Below are 20,645 nucleotides of genomic sequence, written 5' to 3' on the forward strand. Positions count from 1 at the left end.
GCCGGGTTCTTGCCCCTGGAGCATCCCGCCTGTTCCCATGGTCGAGGGGTGAGGGCTCATGAGCGGACTGCGCGTCATACCGACCCGAAGGCGCGGACAGGACCTCCTGTACGTGTGCGGCACCGACGGGCGCAACGTCGCCTGGTACGACCGCGAGGCGGCCCGGGTCCATCTGTTCAGCGAGGATCTGCGGCAGGACGTGCTCGACGCGCTCGGCCCCTTCCTGGCCGGCGCCGTGACCGTGGGACCGCCGCCGGTGCCCACCGCGGCGGAACTCGTCCGACTCGCCCTCCACCCGGACGACGACCTCGCGCCCAACCGGCCCGGAGAGGCCCTGCTGATCGCACTCGACCGCGACCCGGGCCCCGCCCACCGGCTGCGCACCGACCCGCGACGCAGGGAACTGGCCGCGGAGCAGACGGTCGGCGAGGCCTTGGACGGCCTGGAGGGCGGGGGCTGGCGCACCCTGCACTCGATACCGCTGCCCGGCGGCGACCGCGTCCACCATCTGGTGATCGGGCCCGGCGGCCTGTTCGCGATGTACGCGCTCGCCGCCCGCCGGCAGCGGGTCGTGGTGACCGACCCGCTGGTCACGACGGGCCGTCGCGAGCCGTGGCCGCTGCTGCGCCGCGTGCGCTCCGACGCGGCCCGGGCGTCGTACGCGCTGACGGCCGAGGTCCGCCCGGCCCTGGTCCTGGTCGAACCCGCCCGCCTGGACGTCACCGGACCGCCACGGGAGGTGCGCGTCCTGACACCGGCCGACGTCCCCGCGCTCGCCCGGCTGGGCGGGGTGCTGAAGCCGGCGGACGTGGAGGCGCTGTACGCGGTGGCCCGGGACCGCAGGACGTGGGGCAAGGGGTGACCGGTGCCGGGTGACGGGTGGGGGAGGGGTGACCGGTGGCGGGGGGCTTGCCGGAGCACGGTGGTGGTGACGGGGCGGTACGGGTTCGGGTGGAGTCCCGGTGCTCGGGTCGAGTGGGTGGGGGTGCCCGACGAGGCCGGGCCGGCCGCCGTGGCGTGCCCACGGGGTCACACCGGCGGCACCGGCGGCAGTGGTGCCGCGAGGGCCGGGTCCAGCAGCGGGGCCAGCAGGTCGCCGTACGTCCGCAGACGGGACGCGATGTCCGGCGCGCGCAGGACCAGCCCGTCGGGTGACGTGCAGTGCGCCACCTCCTCCCAGGCGACGGGCGCCGACACGGTGGGCTCCGCGCGGGCGCGCACGGTGTAGGGCGCCGCGGTCGTCTTGCGGGCCGCGTTCTGACTCCAGTCCACGAAGACCTTCCCGGGCCGCAGGCTGCGGGTCATACGGTGGACGACGAGACGGGGCAGCGCCCGCTCCGCCGCCACGGCGAGCCGTTTGGCGTACTCCGTCGTCCGCCGCGACGGAGTAGGCCGTACCGCGGCCAGCAGGTGCAGTCCCTTCGAGCCGGACGTCTTGGCGTACGCCTCGATCCCGTCCGCCGCCAGCCGCTCCCGCAGCCACAGGGCGACCTCGCAGCACTCCACGACGGTGGCGGGTGGTCCGGGGTCGAGGTCGAGGACCAGTCGGTCCGCCTCGTCGGGCGCCTGCACGCACCACTGCGGGGTGTGGAACTCGGTGACGAGGTTGGCCGCCCACATCAGCTCGGCCAGATGGTCGATCACCACCATGCGGGCCGGTCCCTCCGAGCGTGGCACCTCCGCCGTCGTGACCCAGTCGGGCGTACCCGGCGGCACGTTCTTGGCGAAGAAGACCTGGCCGTCCGGCCCGTCCGGGTAGCGCAGGAAGGACAGGGGCCGGTCGCGGAGATGGGGCAGCAGCACGTCCGCGGTGGTCGCGTAGTAGTGCAGCAGCTCGCCCTTGGTGAAGCCGGAAGCCGGATAGAGGACCTTCTCCAGATTGCTGAGCGCGAGCCGCCGTCCCTCCACCTCCGTGATCGGCGTCATACCATGAGAGTCCCATGAAATCGCCTGATATCCATGGATAAGGGGCGGCACGTGCGATCCATCTGGAACGGCGCCATCGCGTTCGGTCTCGTCAGCATCCCGGTGAAGCTGATGAACGCCACCGAGAACCACTCGATCTCGTTCCGCCAGATCCATCTGGAGGACTCCGGCCGCATCCGCTACCGCAAGTTCTGCGAGCTGGAGGACCGTGAGGTCGCCCCGTCCGAGATCGGCAAGGGGTACGAGGACGCCGACGGCACGATCATCCCGGTCACGGACGAGGACCTGGCGCGGCTCCCGCTGCCGACCGCCAGGACGATCGAGATCCTGGCGTTCCTGCCCGAGGACCGGATCGACCCGCTCCAGGTGGACACGGCGTACTACCTCAGCGCGAACGGCGCCGTGGCCGCCAAGCCGTACGCCCTGCTGCGGGAGGCCCTCAGGCGCAGCGGCAAGGTCGCCGTGGCGAAGTACGCCCTGCGGGGGCGCGAGCGGCTCGGGATGCTGCGGGCGGTGGGCGAGGTGATCGGCATGCACGCCCTGCTGTGGCCGGACGAGATCCTCGCGCCGGAGGGGGTGGTGCCGGACGCGGGCGTCACCGTGCGCGACAAGGAGCTTGACCTCGCGGACGCGTTGATGGACACGCTGGGGGAGGTGGACGTGGACGAGTTGCGTGACGAGTACCGGCAGGCGCTGGAGGAACTGATCACCGCGAAGGCGGAGGGCAGGCAACTCCCGTCGGCTCCGGAGCCCGAGGGCGGCAGGGTCCTGGATCTGATGGCGGCACTGGAGAAGAGCGTGAGCGCGGCGAAGGCGTCGCGGGGCCGGGGCGAGGCGGGGGGCGGTGGGGCGGCGGAGATCAGACATCTGCCGGACCGCACGTCGGGCCGCGGGCACGCGGGGCGGTCACCGAAGCAGGTCGGCGGCAAGAAGTCGACGTCGGCGACGCCCCGGAGCGAGGGGCCGGCTTCGGGATCGGCGACGAAGACGGATGCGAAGAAGACGACGACGAAGACGACGACGGCGAAGGGGGTGACGACCAAGGGGGCGGGGGGCTCGGGGTCCGCGGCTGCCGAGAGGGCCGGGGCCACCAAGACGTCCGCGGCCACGAAGTCGGTGGCCGCCAAGAGGGCTACGGCCGACAAGGCGAAGGTCGACAAAGCGACGGCAGGTGAGGCGGCGGTCGGCAAGGCGACGGGCGGAAAGGTGACGGGCGGCCGTCAGACGGCCGACAAGGCGACAACTGGCAAGGCGAAAGCCGACAAGGTGGCGGCAGGAAGGGCGGCGACCGACAAGGTGAAGGCCGGCAAGTCGGCGGCGGGCAAGCAGACGGCCGGCAAGGCGACGACCGGCAAGGTCACGACCAACGGCAAGGCGGCAGCCGACAAGGCCGCCGTGTCGAAGGAGACGGCCAAGAAGGCCCCGGCCGAGAAGACCGCAGCCGAGGCGAGGAAGAAGACGGCGGCACGCAAGCAGTCGGCGTGAGGCCCGCGCCCCGCGCTGCCAAGTGCTGTCCCGTGAGCCCCCGGCAGATGCGGCGCGCGGCGCCGGCCACGGCCGCCTGAGGACAGTCCTCAGGGCTTGACAGTCACACGGGTCGAGCGGCTCCCGGGGCTGCGACGGCCGTGGCGGCGGAGGGCCAGTACCGCGTTGTGCCCGCCGAAGCCGAAGGAGTTGCTCAGGGCCAGATCGCCTCGTTCGGGCAGGGAGCGGGGCCGGCCCCGGACCACGTCGAGTCCGATGGCCACGTCCTGGTCGCCCTCCCCGCCGCCGATCGTCGGCGGGATGACCCCGTGAAAGAGGGGCAGGGCCGTGGCGAAGGGAGTGTCGGAGGAGTGGCGCATGGCTCGTCCGCTGCCTTCTGCGGCCGGTGTGCCGCGGTGCGCGGCCGGGACCCGGGACCGGCCAGGTGCCAACCCTCCTTTTATCGTGGCTGGTTGCGCCGGGAATGAGCCCACGGTTGCGCGACTCGGTCACGGACGGTCGCGCGTGCCGTCGGAAGCGGGCAGGTTCGTTCCCCCTCGGGGCGCCGACCAGGTCGAAGTGTTTCCGGCGAGTAAGTCAAGGCCAGGAGGGCCTTCCGTTCCGGACGACGGAGGCGTAGGTTCCGTTTACCCCGCGAGGCGTCTTGCTGGACGCCGGCCCGCCGTATCCGGGACGGCGGGCCGCGTGGGGTCCAACTTCCGGGGCGTGCGGTCGGTGGCCCCGGCATCCCGTCGGCTTACAGGTCGCCGCCCGTGGGATGTCGACCGGTGTTGCGCGGATCGACGGGCGGGCGCGCCGCCCCCCCGATGCGCAGGCCGGGCAGCAGGTGCCGCTTCGGACTGCGGTGCGAACAATCACATAGATCGGTAGATCATGATCGTATAAATTGCCCCTTGATCGGCCGCACGCCGACGCCTGACCAGCGTCGGACGACGGGCGGCCGGATTCGACGAGGGGGACCACATCATGAAGAAGACCACCGCTCGCCGCGCCCTGCGGACGGGCGTCGTACCGCTGCTCGGCGCCGCACTTCTGGCCGGTACGACCGCCGCCGGCGCCTTCGCGGCCGACGGCACGCAGGGCGCGCGCACGGCGACGACCACCGCGCCGCGGATCGTCAGCACCGCCGAGTACACCGCGGAAGGCGGCAAGGACCCGCAGTCCATGGCGCCCGTCGGGGAGGCCTCCCCGGCCCGGAGCGCCCTCGCGCAGGGCCTCGGCGAGCAACTGACCAGGACCACCGGGCTGGACGTCTTCCAGGCGCCGGCCGCGTCCACCTACGAGACGGTCGGTCAGGCGCTCACCTTCAACCTCGGTGACGAGAACGGCACGCACCCGCTCAGCGTCACCCGCCTGACGGTCCACCAGGACGTGCCGTCGGCGGTCCTGTCGACCGAGGGCGACGTGACGGCCACGACCACGCTGCCCGGCGGCACCACGCTGTTCACCGCCGCGGGCGGCGAGGGCACCCGGGTCAGCACCCTGTCCAAGGACGGCCGACTGACCCTGTGGGAGGCGCCCACCACCTCGGCCAAGGGCGCCTACACCACCGAGGACCTGGTGCGTTGGGCCACCAAGGTCGACGCGGAGGGTGACCCCGCGGCACAGCCCACGGCTCCCACGACTCCCACGGCCCCGGGCGCGGCGGCGGCCAAGCCCCACTGCCAGCTGACGCACAGCAGGAAGCCCTACCTGCACGGCGGCCCGCTGAAGATCCAGGCCGACGCCGCCATGATGTGCGACCAGAAGGGCAAGGGGAACTTCGCCGCCTCGCTGCGCCAGTACCAGGGGCTCGGCATCTGGAAGACGAAGGACGTCCGCGGGTACACCAACGAGCAGGGCCAGGCCTTCCCGGTCCTGCTGCGCTACACGTGCTCCCGGCTCACCACCAGCGGCTGGATCTACCGCGCCGACATCGGCAACGCGACACTGCGCAACAGCCACGGCTACTGGGGCGACCACAACGTCTGGTCCGAGACGGCCACGATCCACTGCGCGTGACAACGCGCCGCCCCGCCCCGCAACGAACCCGGCCGACACCGGCGTACAGTGCGGGGCGGTGGCGAGACCACGCCCGATGGCCGTCGACGGCGACGCCGACGCCGACATTGACGGCAACGGTGATGGCGACGGCGACGGCGACGACCGACCGTACGAGAGGCGTCGGGCAGGCGCGAACCGGTGAAGGGGGAGCGGGTGGACAGTGACCGGCGCCGCCCCGACGCGGTGGATCTCGGTGCGGCCGGATGCGGATGGCTGCTGATCGTGGCGGTCGCCTCCCTCCCCGGAATGCTCCTCGACGACGGCGAGGTCACCGCGTACCTGGCGGTCGTGGGCGCGCTGATCGGGCTCCCGTGGGCGCGGGGCAGACTGCGCCGCTGACGGCTGCCCCCGGCGCGGCGCGGCCGCCGTGTCGGCACCGGTGAACGCGCTCCGAATCCGTCCCGATGCCACAGGATCCGGGTGCGGCGTCCCTGCGGCACACCCGATCGACCGCGCACGCGGAATCCGGCGGAAGCCGGGAACGAGCAGTACCCGAGAACGAACAGAGAGCGATTTTCCGCGATGCGAAGACACCTGGCCGCCGTAACCCTCCTGTGCGCGGCCACCCTCGGCGCGGCGGCGCCGACCGGTTGGGCGGCGTCACCCTCACCGGGGTCACGCCCGCCGGCCCAGCCCCCGTCGGCCCGCCCCTCCTCGACCAGCACCGCACCGGCGTCCGCGTCGACTTCCCGGGTACCGACGGCATGGTCGACCACGACGGCGCTGGACGCTCGGCGGGCCGCCGCGTACTGGACCGCGGAGCGCATGGCCGACGCCCAGCCGCTGGACGCCCTGCGATCGGCGCCGCCCGCCCGCAAGCAGAAGCTGGCGGCGACGGCGACAGTCGCGGCGCCCGCGCCCGCGCCGGCGACAGTGGCGGCGAAGGCGAAGGCCGTACCCAAGGGCACCCTGTTCGGCGGCACCCGCCTCGTCGGCACGTTCTTCGGATCCAGCACCACGACGGGTACGAACTGGTCGTGCACCGGCAGCGTGCTCGACACCGCGGCCAGGAACGTGGTCCTCACCGCGGCGCACTGCGCGCTGGGATACGGCAACACCTACGTGTTCGTACCGCAGTTCAAGAAGGGCGCGGGACCCGCCCAGCAGCCGTACGGCATCTTCCCCATCCAGCGCGTCCTCATCGACCCCCGCTACCAGCCCGACAAGCCCGGTCGTACGACCAAGAAGGCGGTGTCCGACCTGGACACGGCGTTCGCGCGCGTCTCGGCGAACCAGCGCGGTCAAAAGCTCCAGGACGCCGTGGGTGGCGGCCTGACCTTCACCCGGCCGACCGGCTACACCAACAAGAACATCACCGTCGTGGGCTACCCGGGCAAGAGCCACAACCCCGCCGGCAAGGCCGTCAAGTGCACCGTGCCGACGAGTCAACTCCCCGGATTCCGCCAGATGTCGATGACCTGCGGCGGCTACTACGGCGGTGTGTCCGGCAGTCCGTGGATCACCGACTACAAGGACGGCGCCGGCACCGGCCACGTCATCGGCAACCTGGGCGGCTACAACGGCGGCGGCAACGACGCCGACGTCGACTACATCAGCTACGCCCCCGCGTTCGGAGCCGACGCGGCCAACCTGCTCGCCGTCGCCGTGGCCAACCGCCCGCTTCCCACCAACCTGCCGCCCTACCAGGGCGTCCAGGCGAAGCTGCCGGGAGGAGCGGGAACCTTGCAGCACGCGAACCTGCCGGCCTCCGGTGACTGCGCCTCCGGCAGGACCGGTGACGACCTGGTCGTCCGGTGGTCCGACGGCGGGACCACGCTGTACGCGGACACCACCGGCCGGCGCCTGGGCAGCGGGACCAGGCTGGTCCACCCCCGCACCTGAGCAACCTCGGGCGCGGGAGGACGTATCGAAAGGAGTGGCCGGCCACCACGGCCGAGCCACCGACCTCCAGGGGGACCTGTGCGAGCGACGACGACCCGCCTTGCCGCCGGCATGGCCGTACTGACGATCGGCCTGGCCGCCACGGCCTGCGGCCACACCACCACGGCGAAGCCCGCGACGCCGAAGCCCGCAGCCTCAAAGCCCGGGACGCCGAAGCCCGCGACCTCGAAGCCCGCGACCTCGAAGCCCGCGACCTCGAAGCCCGCGACCTCGAAGCCCACCGACTGCCGCACCCACTCCCTGGTATGGACCCTGGTCCTGCTCCCCGCGAAGAGCGGCAGCGGCCCGCACACCGCACGCCTGACGGCTGCCAACAAGGGCCCGGGCCCGTGCGTGTTCGCCGGCTACCCGGACGTCCAGATCCACAACGGCAAGGCGGACAGCCTGGAGGCCACCGGCCCCGGCCACCCCCGGCCCCTCACCCTGGACAAGGGAGCGAAGGCGACGGTCGACCTCCGGTACACCCCGAGCGGCACACACGGCGCGGCCGACTACTGCGTGACCGAACCCACCGCCCTGGTCGCCGCCCCCCACGCCCCTGACACCGACCGCACGGACGTCCCGGTCACGACCCCCACCCACCACCGAACCCACCTCACCGCCTGCGGCGACACCATCACGATGTCCACGCCGCGCACGGCTTGAGGCACCTCAACCAACGTCGGCGCGGGAGGCGCGCGGGTATCCGGAGCCCGCCACAGGTGAAGGCCCGTCAAACCGTGTGTCCGGCATAATGGCGACGCGGCGCGAGCGGACCGCGCCGATCCGCCGACGGGGACGGTAGGGGTGCGGGAACTGATCGAAGGCCGATACGCGCTGGACGAGTTGCTCGGCCGGGGTGGATTCGGCGAGGTGTGGCGGGCCTGGGACGACCGCGTGGGCCGCTGGGTGGCCGTGAAGGTCGGATACCCGGAGACCGTCCAGGACGCGCGGCGCTTCGAACGGGAGGCGAACCTCGCGGGGAACCTCGGGCATCCGAACATCGCCACCGTCCACGACTTCGGTCGCGGCACCCGTGCCGGACGCGACATGGTCTTCCTCGTCATGGAACTGCTGCAGGGCGACAGCCTGGCCGCCGTCGTCGCGCGCGGCCTGCCACCCCTGTCCGACGTACTGGACTGGTCCGCGCAGATCGCCGCGGCCCTCGGAGCCGCGCACGACGCGGGCGTGGTGCACCGGGACATCAAACCGGCCAACGTGATGATCACCGAGACCCGCGTGGTGAAGGTGCTGGACTTCGGTATCGCCAAGAGCCAGGGCACGCCGATGACGGAGCTGACGGCCACCGGCATGATCATCGGTTCCTTCCCGTACATGGCGCCGGAGCGCTGGACCGGAGGCGCGGACGGCGCGCCCGTCGACGGGCGCGCCGACCTGTACGCCCTGGGCTGTGTGATCACCGAACTGCTCACCGGGAGGCCGCCGTTCAACGGTGGCGAGGTGTACGAGCTGCTCGCCCAGCATCTCCAGGTCGCCCCGGCCCCACCGTCCGGGCTCCGCGCCGGACTGCCCGCAGCGCTCGACCGCCTCGTCCTCGACCTGCTCGCCAAGGACCCCCGGCAGCGGCCCGCGCACGCGGCCGAGGTCGCACGGCGGCTCGTGGAGATCGCCAGGGGCACGGGCGAGGACCAGGACCGACGGCCCGCCGGGCCGGCCCCGCACGTCGCGAACAGCCACCTGCCTGAGCCGGGGAACCGCACCCCGACCGAGCGGGACGCCGGCGCGGCCGGGTACCGCATGGCACCCACCGCCCCGCTCACCCACGTCGTCGAGGCCGAGGACCCCGTCCGCCTCATGCTGCGCCGCCGCCTCACCGAACTGCTGGAGGACCGCCCCGCCGATCTGGCGGAGCGGCTGGGCGCCCTCATCGGCTCCCTCACCGAGGAACTCGGCGCCGACGACGCGCTGACCATGCGGGCCGTCTACCACAGGGCCCTGGCCGTGCGTCACCTGTCCCGAGCGGAGCTGGAGCGCGTCCTGCCGCGCATGATGCGGGTCCTCGGCGTGGAGCATCCCGACACCATCACCGCGCGAGCCGTGTACGTGGGGGAGGCGGCCGCCGGTCCGGGCGACGGCCGCCGGCACGAGGAGGAACTGCGCGAGATCATCGAACAGGCCACGCGGGTCCTGGGGCCCCTCGCCACGGTCACCCTGACCGCCCGCTACCACCTGGCCGCAGCGCTGTACCGCGGCTCCGGCGCCCGGGACGAACCGCGGGACCAGCGCACCCCCGAGCAGGCGGCTCGGCAGGCCGCCCTGCTCGCCCCGCTCCTGCCGGACCTGGAACAGGGCCTGCCGCCCGACAGCCCCGTGCTCGCCGACGTACGCGGCAGGCTGATCCACGACTCCTGGCTGACCGGTGAGTTCACCACCGCCGCCCGGATCTACCGGCAGCTCTACCCCGACCTGCAGGGTCTGGCCTACGAGGGGGACGCCGAGCTGGCCTACCGGGTGGCCCGGAGCATCGGCGAGGCCGGCGACCCCGAGCTGGCCATGACCATGATCAAGCCGCTGTGGGACAGACTCCATCTGACCTTCGGGAGCGCCGCCACGCTGACGCGCCAGGTGACGGAAGCCCGGTCCCGCTTCCGCCAGTCACTGCGCGAGCAGCGGCGCACCCAGGGCACCCGCCCCTGGCCCTTCGGCCCCCGCTGACGCACACGGCGCCGACCTCACCCAGGCTGCGAGTGAGCGACGGACCGCAGCGATAGGTCCGTACATACGCAAGGACGCGTGAGCCACGGGCAGGCCGAGGGCACACTCTCAGCCGGGTCTCCTCGGCCGGTCGTTGCCCGTTGCACCTGCCGGGTCGTGCCCTCTTTCACCAGTGCACGACTGCCCCACGTGTCCCGTCTGGTTCGCGTCCTACGCACAGGCCGCCGAGGTGCCGACCCTCGGTCTATGGGGGTTTCGGAGAAGACACCACGTCGGCTGGGCGGCGGAAAGTCCCGCTGCCCGTGCTGCGGTTTACCGCAGGATCGCGTGGCGACGCTTGAGTACGACTGGGTGCTGCTGGAGCCGGACATGGCTCCGCCGGCCCACATGGTGCCGGCGGAGCACCGGTGGATCGAGCTCTCCGACGGGCGGGTGACCGTCTACGGTGTCTGTCCGCCGGATCAGTTCCAGCGATGCCGTATCGAGCACCGCCTGGCCTGTCCGGCCCAGTCACTGCCGGACCTCTGGCCGTGGCTGACGGCTCTGCGAGGCGAGAACGCGCGGCAGGTGGAACGGGACGAGCCGGAGCCGCCTCCACCCCCTGAGCAATGGCCGGACGCCGGCTGACAGGCACTCGGAAGAGCCAGCGTCGATCAGTGTGAGCGCCTCAAGATCCTGACCGCGAACGGTCCACCGACCCCGTCCTGGGCATCCTCGGCGCAGCACACGCCCACACAAACGCGAAGACCCCGGCCCCAGCGCTTCCGCTGGTGACGGGGTCCATGGGCACCTCATGCTGGGTGCCCCCGGCAGGATTCGAACCTGCGCACACGGCTCCGGAGGCCGTTGCTCTATCCCCTGAGCTACGGGGGCGTGTCGGGCGCTTGTTGCGGCGACGGGTAGAACCCTACCAGCTCTTTCGGGGTCGACATGAACAGGTTTCTCTGCGAGGGGGAAGTGCCCAAACGCCGGACGCGGTGGGCCGGGCGGACCTACTCTCGAGTTGTGTCAGGCGCGTCGGGTCGGGTGCTTGTTGTGGACGACAGCAAGGTCATCCGGCAGCTGATCAGGGTCAACCTTGAGCTGGAGGGGCTCGAGGTCGTGACCGCGGCCGACGGTGCCGAGTGCCTGGACGTCGTGCACCAGGTGCGGCCCGACGTGGTCACCCTCGACGTCGTCATGCCGCGTCTCGACGGGCTGCGCACCGCCGCGCTGCTGCGCGCCGACCCCCGTACCCGGAGCCTTCCCCTCGCCATCGTCAGCGCCTGTTCGCGCGGGGAGGTGGAGAGCGGGCTCGACGTGGGTGTCGACGCGTTTCTCGCCAAGCCGTTCGATCCGGCGGAACTCGTGCGCCTTGTCCGGGAGTTGATCGGCGGGCAGGGTCTGCTGGGCCCCGGGGCGGCGGGCGACGGGGCGGGGCGTGCCGGGTGTGCGGGGTCCACTGATCGCGCCGGTGATCGCGCTGGGCGCCCCGGGGGCTGAGCGGGTCGGATCGCGCCCATCCCCGGAGTGTCGTGCCCATGCCCCGTAGTCGCGGACCCATCGATCCGCCGTCCATATGCCTCACATCCCGCGGCGGCGGCCCCGCCGGTCCGCCGTCCGTATCGCGCACACCCCGGACCCGCGGCACCACCGCTCCGCCACCCGCATCCCGGAGTCGCGGCCTCACTGGCCCGCCGTCCATATTCCGCGGCAGCGGTCCCAGCGGTCCGCGTCCACATCCCGCACGTCCCGGACCCGCGGCCCGACCGGCCCGCCGTCCACAACCCGCAGCATCAGCCCCACCAGTCCGCGTCCACATCCCGGACCCGCGACCCCACCGGTTCGCCTGAGCGCCCTTCTCCTCCCTACCCTGGTCCCGTGACCCCCGTCGAGCTCTCCCGCACCGTGCTGTACGCCGTGCGGTGTGCCGTCGACGACGGGGAGCTGAGCGTGTCCGTGCCCGCACGTGCCGTGGTCGCGCCGCCCGGTCCCGGGGGCCGGGGGGACTACGCCACGAACATCGCCCTCCAGTTGGCGCGCCCCGCCGGCAGGCCGCCCCTGGACGTCGCCGAGATCCTGCGTCCCCGTATCCGGGACGTCGACGGGGTCTGCGACGTCGAGATCACCGGGCCCGGGTTCCTCAACATCCATCTCGAGCCCGCCACGGCCACCGCGGCCCTGGTGGCGGAGATCCTCGACGGTCCCGAGGCGTACGGGTGCGTCGCCCGCCCGGCCCGCGGTGCCGTCGCGCTGCGCATCCCCTTCGACGTCCGGGCCGAGGTCGTCGCCGACGCCCTCGTGCGGATCATCGCCACCCAGGGGGGCCGCGCCGAGGTCGAGCATGTGCGTCCGGGCGAGTCGGCCGGCCTGCGGCCGGTGCCGGCTCCCGAGGACCCGGCTCCGCTCGGCGCCGACGCCGCCCGCTGGGCTCTGCTGCATCCCGCCCCGCACGACCGGCCCCGGATCACCGCCGACCATCTGGTGCAGGGCGAGAGCAATCCGCTCTTCCGGGTGCGGTACGCCCATGCCCGCTCCCGCGCGCTCGGGCGCAACGCCGTCCGGCTCGGGTTCGGGCCCGTTCCCGGGGACTGCGAGGTGCCCGAGAGCGCCGCCCTGGTGCGCGCGCTCGCCGAGTACCCGCACGCCCTCGCCCAGGCGGCCGACCATCGAGCACCGGACCGGCTCGCCCGGCAGCTCGTCCGTGTCGCCGACGCCCTGCTGGCCTTCCAGCACACCGTGCTCCCGCTCGGCGACGAGAAACCCTCGGCCGCCCACCGCGCCCGGCTCGCGCTCGCCGAAGCCGCCGGGACGGTGCTGGCCGGCGGCCTGTCCCTGCTCGGCATCAGCGCACCCGACTACCTCTGAGACCTCCGGAGAAAGCCACCGCCATGAGCCGTTCCGCACACCCCGCCGGGCCCCGCCACGCCGATGTCCTGCCCGAGGGCCACTACTCCGCCCCGCCCGCCGATCTGAACGCCCTCGACCCCAAGGTGTGGGCCCAGACCGTCGACCGGGACGACCAGGGTGTGGTGACCGTCGGCGGCGTGGACGTGAACACGCTCGCCGAGCAGGTCGGCACCCCCGCCTACGTCATGGACGAGGCCGACTTCCGTGCCCGCGCACGGGCTTGGCGCACCGCGTTCGGGACCGGCGCCGACGTCTTCTACGCGGGCAAGGCGTTCCTGTCCCGTGCCGTCGTGCGCTGGCTGCACGAGGAGGGGCTCAACCTGGACGTGTGCTCCGGGGGCGAGCTCGCCACCGCCCTGTCGGCGGGCATGCCCGCGGACCGTATCGCCTTCCACGGCAACAACAAGTCCACCGACGAGATCCGCCGGGCGATCGAGAGCGGCGTGGGACGGATCGTGCTCGACTCCTTCCAGGAGATCGTGCGCGTGGCCCACATCGCCCAGTCGCTCGGCACGCGCCAGCGGGTGCTGATCCGGGTCACGGTCGGCGTCGAGGCGCACACCCACGAGTTCATCGCCACCGCCCACGAGGACCAGAAGTTCGGGGTCCCGCTCGCCGGCGGCCAGGCCGCCGAGGCCGTGCGCCGCGCCCTCAAGCTCGACGGGCTCGAGGTCGTCGGCATCCACAGCCACATCGGCTCCCAGATCTTCGACATGTCGGGCTTCGAGGTCGCCGCCCACCGCGTGGTGCGGCTGCTGCGGGACATCCGTGACGAGCACGGTGTCGAGCTGCCCGAGATCGACCTCGGGGGCGGGCTCGGGATCGCGTACACGAGCGACGACGACCCGCGCGAGCCGCACGAGATCGCCAAGGCGCTCACCGAGATCGTCTCCCGCGAGTGCGAGGCCGCGCGCCTGAGCACGCCCCGCATCTCCGTCGAGCCGGGGCGCGCCATCGTCGGGCCGACCGCCTTCACGCTCTACGAGGTCGGCACGGTCAAGCCGCTCGACGGGCTGCGGACGTACGTCTCCGTGGACGGCGGGATGTCCGACAACATCCGCACCGCGCTGTACGACGCCGAGTACAGCGTCGCCCTGGTCTCGCGCACCTCCGACGCCGGGCCGATGCCGGCGCGTGTCGTCGGCAAGCACTGCGAGAGCGGTGACATCGTCGTACGCGACGCCTTCCTGCCCGCCGACCTGGCGCCCGGTGACCTCATCGCGGTGCCCGCGACCGGCGCCTACTGCCGGTCGATGGCCAGCAACTACAACCACGTCCCGCGTCCGCCGGTGGTGGCGGTCGGGGAGGGCGAGGCCCGGTTGATCGTCCGTCGGGAGACCGAGGAGGACCTTCTCCGGCTCGACGTCGGGTGACGCCGGTCCCCGGCGCCGGACGACACGTTCGGACAACCGGTCCGGACAACCGGTTCAGACAGCCGGTCGGACGACCGGCACGAGGGCCCGGCGGAAGATCTTCCGTCGTCGGGCGCTCAGAAATGAAATAGACATCTCAGGATCCGGACGATGACCGGAAAGTCCCGTCCGGTGAGTGAGACTGTTCTCACCGTAGACCGTATGAGGAGACGAGGTCGGATGATGCGTACGCGTCCGCTGAGGGTGGCGCTGCTGGGCTGTGGGGTTGTCGGCTCAGAGGTGGCGCGCATCATGACGACGCACGCCGACGACCTCACGGCGCGGATCGGGGCGCCCGTGGAGCTCGCGGGCGTGGCGGTGCGCCGCCCCGACAAGGCGCGCGAGAGCGTTCCCGCCTCGCTCGTCACCACCGACGCCACCGCGCTGGTCAAACGCGGGGACATCGACGTCGTGGTGGAGGTGATCGGCGGCATCGAGCCGGCCCGGACCCTCATCACCACCGCCTTCGAGCACGGCGCGTCCGTCGTCTCCGCCAACAAGGCGCTGCTCGCCCAGGACGGGGCCGCGCTGCACGCCGTGGCCGAGGAGCACGGCCGGGACCTCTACTACGAGGCCGCCGTCGCCGGCGCCATCCCGCTGATCCGCCCGCTGCGCGAGTCGCTGGCCGGTGACAAGGTCAACCGCGTCCTCGGCATCGTCAACGGCACGACGAACTTCATCCTCGACAAGATGGACTCCACCGGCGCCGGGTACCAGGAGGCCCTGGACGAGGCCACCGCCCTCGGTTACGCGGAGGCCGACCCGACCGCCGACGTGGAGGGGTTCGACGCGGCGGCGAAGGCCGCCATCCTCGCCGGGATCGCCTTCCACACGCGGGTGCGGCTCGACGACGTCTACCGCGAGGGCATGACCGAGGTCACGGCCGCGGATTTCGCCTCGGCCAAGGAGATGGGCTGCACCATCAAGCTGCTCGCCATCTGCGAGCGCGCGGCCGACGGGGGCTCGGTCACCGCGCGCGTGCATCCGGCCATGATTCCGCTGTCCCACCCGCTGGCCTCCGTGCGCGGCGCGTACAACGCGGTCTTCGTGGAGTCCGAGGCCGCCGGGCAGCTCATGTTCTACGGCCCGGGCGCGGGCGGCACGCCGACCGCCTCCGCCGTGCTCGGTGACCTGGTCGCGGTGTGCCGCAACCGGCTCAGCGGGACCACCGGGCCCGGCGAGTCGGCGTACGCCGCGCTGCCGGTGTCCCCGATGGGCGATGTCGTCACGCGCTACCACATCAGCCTCGACGTCGCCGACAAGCCGGGCGTTCTCGCGCAGGTCGCGAACGTCTTCGCCGAGCACGACGTCTCGATCGGCACGGTTCGCCAGCGCGGCAAGGACGGCGAGGCCTCCCTCGTCGTCGTCACCCACCAGGCGTCCGACGCGTCCCTCAGCGGGACCGTGGAGGCGCTGCGCAAGCTCGACACCGTGCGGGGTGTCGCCAGCATCATGCGGGTTGAAGGAGAGTAAGCAGCAATGACCCACCAGTGGCGCGGAATCATCGAGGAGTACCGGGACAGGCTGCCGGTGTCCGACAGCACGCCGGTTGTCACGCTCCGTGAGGGCGGTACGCCGCTCGTGCCCGCGCGGGTGCTCTCCGAGCGCACCGGTTGTGAGGTGCACCTCAAGGTCGAGGGCGCCAATCCCACCGGGTCCTTCAAGGACCGCGGCATGACCATGGCCATCACCAAGGCCAAGGAGGACGGCGCGAAGGCGGTCATCTGCGCCTCCACCGGCAACACCTCCGCGAGCGCCGCCGCCTACGCCGTGCGCGCCGGCATGGTCTCCGCCGTGCTGGTGCCGCAGGGCAAGATCGCGCTCGGCAAGATGGGCCAGGCCCTCGTGCACGGCGCGAAGATCCTCCAGGTCGACGGCAACTTCGACGACTGCCTCACCCTGGCCCGCGAACTGTCCGACAACTACCCGGTGGCGCTGGTCAATTCGGTCAACCCGGTGCGTATCGAGGGGCAGAAGACGGCCGCCTTCGAGATCGTGGACATGCTCGGCGACGCGCCCGACATCCATGTCCTTCCGGTCGGCAACGCGGGCAACATCACGGCCTACTGGAAGGGCTACCGGGAGTACGCCGCCGACGGTGTCGCCGCGCGGACCCCGCGCATGTGGGGCTTCCAGGCCTCGGGCTCGGCGCCGATCGTGCGCGGCGAGGTCGTCAAGGACCCGTCCACCATCGCCACCGCCATCCGCATCGGGAACCCGGCCTCCTGGAGCCACGCGCTCGCGGCGCGGGACGAGTCGGGCGGCCTCATCGATGAGGTGACGGACCGTGAGATCCTGCGCGCCTACCGGCTGTTGGCCGCGCAGGAGGGCGTGTTCGTGGAGCCGGCGTCCGCCGCGTCCGTGGCCGGTCTGCTGAAGGCGGCCGAGCGGGGCGAGGTCGACCCCGGCCAGACCATCGTCTGCACGGTCACCGGCAACGGCCTCAAGGACCCGGACTGGGCCGTCGCGGGTGCTCCGCAGCCGGTCACGGTCCCGGTCGACGCGCCGACCGCGGCCGAGCGGCTCGGGCTGGCGTAGGGCGCTCCGGCCGAACGGGTCCGGCCGGCCGCGGCCGGACCCCCGCCCGGGGCCCCGCGCGACCCGCCCACCGCCCGGGGCGACCTCGAAGGTGCCTGGCGGAAGGGGGCACAGGGGGCTTACGACACGCATCGTGCGCCTCCTGTGCGCCCTATGTCGCCAGGGAACCTTCCTTCGATAGGCTGTACCGAACCCGCCCGCCGCATATGCCGCGGCAGCGTGTGCCGTGTACCGCGCCGCCCCGGCGGCCCGGCCCCGGCCCGGGTGTTCCCTGGACAGCCCGGTCAGTACGAGAACCTCGCAGCCCGTCCCCCGCAGTCCCGTCACTTTGCACGTATCGAATGCCCTCCGGCCTCCGGCGGCCGTCAGCCTCCGGCTCGAACGGCCCGGACACCACCCGGATGTCATTCGACCAGCACGCAGCTCAAGGAGAGTCTTCGAGCGATGGCCGGTCCAGCGTTCCGCGCCGCCGCCGTCCGGGTGCGCGTCCCCGCCACCAGCGCCAACCTCGGCCCGGGCTTCGACGCCCTCGGCCTCGCGCTGGGGCTCTACGACGACGTCGTGGTCAGGGTGGCCGACTCCGGTCTGCACATCGACATCGCGGGGGAGGGCGACACGACACTCCCGCGCGACGAGAGCCACCTTCTCGTACGGTCCCTGCGCGCCGCCTTCGACGTGCTGGGCGGCCAGCCGCGCGGCCTGGAGATCGTGTGCGCCAACCGCATCCCGCACGGACGCGGCCTCGGCTCCTCCTCCGCCGCCATCTGCGCCGGAATCGTCGCCGCCCGCGCCGTGACCATAGGCGGCGAGAGCCGGATGGACGACGCGGCGCTGCTGGAACTCGCCACCGAGATCGAGGGCCATCCGGACAACGTCGCGGCCTGCCTCCTCGGCGGTTTCACCCTCTCCTGGATGGAGCGGGGCGCCGCCCGTGCGCTCCGTGTGGACCCCGCCGATTCCATCGTTCCGGTGGTTTTCGTGCCCGGGAAGCCGGTCCTGACCGAGACGGCGCGTGGACTGCTCCCGCGCGCCGTGCCGCACGTCGACGCCGCCGTCAACGCCGGGCGCGCCGCCCTGCTGGTGCAGGCGCTGACCCGGCACCCGGAACTGCTGCTGCCGGCCACCGAGGACCGCCTCCACCAGGAGTACCGCGCCCCGGCGATGCCGGAGAGCGCCGCGCTGGTGGAGCGTCTGCGCGGGGACGGGATCCCCGCCGTGATCTCCGGCGCGGGGCCCACGGTCCTGGCGCTGGCCGACCACCACAGCGCCGACAAGGTGGCCGATCTGGCGGGTGAGGGCTGGGCGGCCAACCGGCTCGACCTCGACGCCCAGGGAGCGTGCGTGCTGCCGCTCGCGCCCTGACACACGGTTGCCGGATTTCGAGAGGGGGAATGTTTGTTGGATCCGGTAGTGTTAATCTCAAGTCTGCACCCGGCCCCGCCATGGCGAGGTGCTTCACGTCCCCGTCCGGGACAACCAATTCTTCCGGGAGCCTCCCAAGCCGCATTGTGTTTCGTATCTCGTACCTGAGCAGTACGTCGTACGCGGACACTGTGCGGGTTGCAGAGCACGCTCCGGAATCGGCGTGACCGAGCCGCCTGACACATCACCACGTGCCACGGCTCCGGGAATCGTCAGTCACCAGATATCTCTTCCGCCGCTTTGGCGGACCACCGCCCCGGCTCGGTCCACACGCAACGGGACCGTAAGCCGGACAGCACAACCGGTCGCCGAGCCAGACAGGCCGACGTCCGCTCCAGGGAAGGACCCTTCGTGAGCGACACCACCGATCTGATGGGCGCACGTGTCGAGGAGACCGCTGCCGCGCCCGCCACGGACGCCGGCGCGCCTGCCACCGGTGCCGGCTCCCGGCGGCGCCGTGGTACCGGCCTTGAGGGCATGGTGCTGGCAGAGCTGCAGCAGGTCGCCTCGGGCCTCGGCATCAGGGGCACGGCGCGGATGCGCAAGAGCCAGCTGATCGAGGTCATCAAGGAGGCGCAGGCCGGCTCCTCGGGCGGCGCCGCACCGGCCAAGGACGAGGCCGGCGAGGCCAAGCCCAAGCGCCGTGCCACCTCCCGGGCCCGCACCGGTGACGATGCCGCGGCCGCGACCAAGGCCGACAAGGCGGTCGAACAGCCCGCGTCCCAGCAGCAGATCGAGATCCCCGGCCAGGGTGCCGGGGACGACAGCCCGACCGAGCGCCGTCGCCGCCGTGCCACCGCGGAGGCCGGCAGCCCCGAGGCCACCGCCGAGAGCAAGGGCGAGTCGAAGAGCGAGGCGAAGGCCGCGACGCAGGGCCAGGACCAGGCGCAGGGTGACGCCGAGGGCGGCGAGGGCCGCCGTCGCGACCGCCGCGACCGTGGCCGCGACCGCGACCGCCGGGGCGGCAAGGGCGACGAGCAGCAGGGCCAGGGCGGACAGCAGCGCCAGCAGCAGGGCCAGGGCCAGAGCCAGGGCGGCGGACGCCAGGACCGGCAGGACCGCCAGGACGACGACGACTTCGAGGGTGGCCGCCGGGGCCGTCGCGGGCGCTACCGCGACCGCCGGGGCCGTCGCGGCCGCGACGAGATCGCCCCCGAGCCGCAGGTCGCCGAGGACGACGTCCTGATCCCGGTCGCGGGCATCCTGGACATCCTCGACAACTACGCGTTCATCCGCACCTCGGGCTACCTGCCCGGCCCCAACGACGTGTACGTCTCCCTCGCCCAGGTCCGCAAGAACGGCCTGCGCAAGGGCGACCACGTCACCGGTGCGGTCCGCCAGCCGAAGGAGGGCGAGCGCCGCGAGAAGTTCAACGCCCTCGTCCGGCTGGACTCCGTCAACGGCATGGCGCCCGAACACGGCCGCGGCCGCCCGGAGTTCAACAAGCTGACGCCGCTCTACCCGCAGGACCGGCTCCGGCTGGAGACCGACCCGGGCGTGCTGACGACCCGCATCATCGACCTCGTGTCGCCGATCGGCAAGGGCCAGCGCGGTCTGATCGTGGCCCCGCCGAAGACCGGCAAGACCATGATCATGCAGGCCATCGCCAACGCGATCACGCACAACAACCCCGAGTGCCACCTGATGGTCGTCCTTGTCGACGAGCGTCCGGAAGAGGTCACCGACATGCAGCGGTCGGTCAAGGGCGAGGTCATCTCCTCGACCTTCGACCGCCCGGCCGAGGACCACACCACGGTCGCCGAGCTCGCCATCGAGCGGGCCAAGCGACTGGTGGAGCTGGGCCACGACGTCGTCGTGCTGCTGGACTCCATCACGCGTCTGGGCCGTGCCTACAACCTCGCCGCGCCCGCCTCCGGCCGCATCCTGTCCGGTGGTGTCGACTCGACGGCGCTGTACCCGCCGAAGCGCTTCTTCGGTGCGGCGCGCAACATCGAGGACGGCGGTTCGCTGACCATCCTCGCCACCGCGCTGGTGGACACCGGGTCCCGCATGGACGAGGTGATCTTCGAGGAGTTCAAGGGCACCGGCAACATGGAGCTCAAGCTCGACCGCAAGCTCGCCGACAAGCGGATCTTCCCCGCGGTGGACGTCGACGCGTCCGGCACGCGCAAGGAGGAGATCCTGCTCGGCAACGAGGAGCTCGCCGTCGTGTGGAAGCTGCGCCGGGTGCTGCACGCGCTGGACCAGCAGCAGGCCATCGAGCTGCTGCTCGACAAGATGAAGCAGACGAAGTCGAACGTCGAGTTCCTGATGCAGATCCAGAAGACGACGCCGACGCCGGGCAACGGGGACTGAGGTTCCCTCTCACCGCGAAAGGGCCGCTCCCGTAGGGGGCGGCCCTTTCGGCGTCCG

General features: G+C 72.4%; 15 protein-coding genes, 1 tRNA gene and 2 pseudogenes. 15 read left to right on the forward strand and 3 right to left on the reverse strand.

Features of this window, described 5'->3' with window-relative positions:
• The first annotated feature begins 58 nt into the window (after positions 1-58).
• A complete protein-coding gene (locus AB0C59_RS12800; protein WP_363003585.1) occupies positions 59-862 on the forward strand; it encodes a nuclease-related domain-containing protein in 804 nt (267 codons plus the stop codon).
• Positions 863-1,029: 167 nt separating this feature from the next.
• Here AB0C59_RS12800 and ligD read toward each other — a convergent pair whose 3' ends face one another.
• Positions 1,030-1,926: a non-homologous end-joining DNA ligase gene (gene ligD, locus AB0C59_RS12805; RefSeq protein WP_363003587.1), complete on the reverse strand. Its 897-nt coding sequence runs from the start codon at positions 1,924-1,926 to the stop codon at positions 1,030-1,032.
• Positions 1,927-1,977: 51 nt separating this feature from the next.
• Between ligD and AB0C59_RS12810 the strand changes: the two are divergent.
• A pseudogene (locus AB0C59_RS12810) lies at positions 1,978-3,072 on the forward strand (Ku protein); the annotation flags it as partial.
• Between the two features lie 428 nt (positions 3,073-3,500).
• On the opposite strand, the pseudogene AB0C59_RS12815 reads toward AB0C59_RS12810, so the two are convergent.
• Positions 3,501-3,743 (reverse strand): annotated as a pseudogene (locus AB0C59_RS12815) (hypothetical protein); the annotation flags it as partial.
• A gap of 634 nt (positions 3,744-4,377) precedes the next feature.
• On the opposite strand from AB0C59_RS12815, the gene AB0C59_RS12820 reads away from it, so the two are divergent.
• From AB0C59_RS12820 to AB0C59_RS12845, 6 genes are all read left to right on the forward strand, one after another.
• Positions 4,378-5,412, forward strand: coding sequence for a hypothetical protein (locus tag AB0C59_RS12820; RefSeq protein ID WP_363003589.1), 1,035 nt, complete (start codon positions 4,378-4,380; stop codon positions 5,410-5,412).
• Positions 5,413-5,607: 195 nt separating this feature from the next.
• Positions 5,608-5,793: a hypothetical protein gene (locus AB0C59_RS12825; RefSeq protein WP_363003590.1), complete on the forward strand. Its 186-nt coding sequence runs from the start codon at positions 5,608-5,610 to the stop codon at positions 5,791-5,793.
• 426 nt (positions 5,794-6,219) lie between these two features.
• Positions 6,220-7,296: a trypsin-like serine protease gene (locus AB0C59_RS12830; protein ID WP_363003592.1), complete on the forward strand. Its 1,077-nt coding sequence runs from the start codon at positions 6,220-6,222 to the stop codon at positions 7,294-7,296.
• Positions 7,297-7,374: 78 nt separating this feature from the next.
• On the forward strand, positions 7,375-8,001 hold the full coding sequence (locus AB0C59_RS12835) for a DUF4232 domain-containing protein (RefSeq protein ID WP_363003594.1): 627 nt from the start codon (positions 7,375-7,377) through the stop codon (positions 7,999-8,001).
• A gap of 141 nt (positions 8,002-8,142) precedes the next feature.
• Positions 8,143-10,011 carry a serine/threonine-protein kinase gene (locus AB0C59_RS12840; protein ID WP_363003596.1) on the forward strand — a complete coding sequence of 623 codons (1,869 nt, stop codon included), beginning with the start codon at positions 8,143-8,145 and terminating at the stop codon, positions 10,009-10,011.
• A gap of 246 nt (positions 10,012-10,257) precedes the next feature.
• A complete protein-coding gene (locus AB0C59_RS12845) occupies positions 10,258-10,638 on the forward strand; it encodes a DUF6083 domain-containing protein (protein ID WP_363003598.1) in 381 nt (126 codons plus the stop codon).
• Positions 10,639-10,812: 174 nt separating this feature from the next.
• Here the strand turns inward: AB0C59_RS12845 and AB0C59_RS12850 are convergent.
• Positions 10,813-10,884, reverse strand: a tRNA-Arg gene (locus tag AB0C59_RS12850).
• 57 nt (positions 10,885-10,941) lie between these two features.
• Here AB0C59_RS12850 and AB0C59_RS12855 point away from each other — a divergent pair.
• The 7 genes from AB0C59_RS12855 to rho all read left to right on the forward strand — a co-directional run bounded on the left by AB0C59_RS12855 (position 10,942) and on the right by rho (position 20,588).
• Positions 10,942-11,493, forward strand: coding sequence for a response regulator (locus AB0C59_RS12855; RefSeq protein ID WP_363003600.1), 552 nt, complete (start codon positions 10,942-10,944; stop codon positions 11,491-11,493).
• A 378-nt stretch (positions 11,494-11,871) separates the two neighbouring features.
• Positions 11,872-12,858 carry an ArgS-related anticodon-binding protein NrtL gene (nrtL, locus tag AB0C59_RS12860; RefSeq protein WP_363003602.1) on the forward strand — a complete coding sequence of 329 codons (987 nt, stop codon included), beginning with the start codon at positions 11,872-11,874 and terminating at the stop codon, positions 12,856-12,858.
• Positions 12,859-12,881: 23 nt separating this feature from the next.
• Entirely contained in the window at positions 12,882-14,273 is a 1,392-nt protein-coding gene (lysA, locus tag AB0C59_RS12865) for a diaminopimelate decarboxylase (RefSeq protein WP_363003604.1), read from the forward strand.
• Positions 14,274-14,492: 219 nt separating this feature from the next.
• Entirely contained in the window at positions 14,493-15,785 is a 1,293-nt protein-coding gene (locus tag AB0C59_RS12870; RefSeq protein WP_363003606.1) for a homoserine dehydrogenase, read from the forward strand.
• 6 nt (positions 15,786-15,791) lie between these two features.
• Complete coding sequence (thrC, locus tag AB0C59_RS12875) at positions 15,792-16,850, forward strand: threonine synthase (protein WP_363003608.1); 1,059 nt, start codon at positions 15,792-15,794, stop codon at positions 16,848-16,850.
• Between the two features lie 444 nt (positions 16,851-17,294).
• Positions 17,295-18,212, forward strand: coding sequence for a homoserine kinase (gene thrB / locus AB0C59_RS12880; RefSeq protein WP_363003610.1), 918 nt, complete (start codon positions 17,295-17,297; stop codon positions 18,210-18,212).
• A 411-nt stretch (positions 18,213-18,623) separates the two neighbouring features.
• Complete coding sequence (gene rho / locus AB0C59_RS12885; RefSeq protein ID WP_363003612.1) at positions 18,624-20,588, forward strand: transcription termination factor Rho; 1,965 nt, start codon at positions 18,624-18,626, stop codon at positions 20,586-20,588.
• Positions 20,589-20,645 lie beyond the last annotated feature (57 nt).

The organism is Streptomyces sp. NPDC048664, assembly GCF_040650555.1.
Taxonomy (GTDB): domain Bacteria; phylum Actinomycetota; class Actinomycetes; order Streptomycetales; family Streptomycetaceae; genus Streptomyces.

Coding starts and splice junctions, on each gene's coding strand:
- ligD (WP_363003587.1), bottom strand. CDS start 1,926: ATGACGCCGATCACGGAGGTGGAGGGACGGCGGCTCGCGCTCAGCAAT.
- AB0C59_RS12870 (WP_363003606.1), top strand. CDS start 14,493: ATGATGCGTACGCGTCCGCTGAGGGTGGCGCTGCTGGGCTGTGGGGTT.
- thrB (WP_363003610.1), top strand. CDS start 17,295: ATGGCCGGTCCAGCGTTCCGCGCCGCCGCCGTCCGGGTGCGCGTCCCC.
- thrC (WP_363003608.1), top strand. CDS start 15,792: ATGACCCACCAGTGGCGCGGAATCATCGAGGAGTACCGGGACAGGCTG.
- lysA (WP_363003604.1), top strand. CDS start 12,882: ATGAGCCGTTCCGCACACCCCGCCGGGCCCCGCCACGCCGATGTCCTG.
- AB0C59_RS12800 (WP_363003585.1), top strand. CDS start 59: ATGAGCGGACTGCGCGTCATACCGACCCGAAGGCGCGGACAGGACCTC.
- AB0C59_RS12855 (WP_363003600.1), top strand. CDS start 10,942: ATGAACAGGTTTCTCTGCGAGGGGGAAGTGCCCAAACGCCGGACGCGG.
- AB0C59_RS12820 (WP_363003589.1), top strand. CDS start 4,378: ATGAAGAAGACCACCGCTCGCCGCGCCCTGCGGACGGGCGTCGTACCG.
- AB0C59_RS12830 (WP_363003592.1), top strand. CDS start 6,220: ATGGCCGACGCCCAGCCGCTGGACGCCCTGCGATCGGCGCCGCCCGCC.
- AB0C59_RS12845 (WP_363003598.1), top strand. CDS start 10,258: ATGGGGGTTTCGGAGAAGACACCACGTCGGCTGGGCGGCGGAAAGTCC.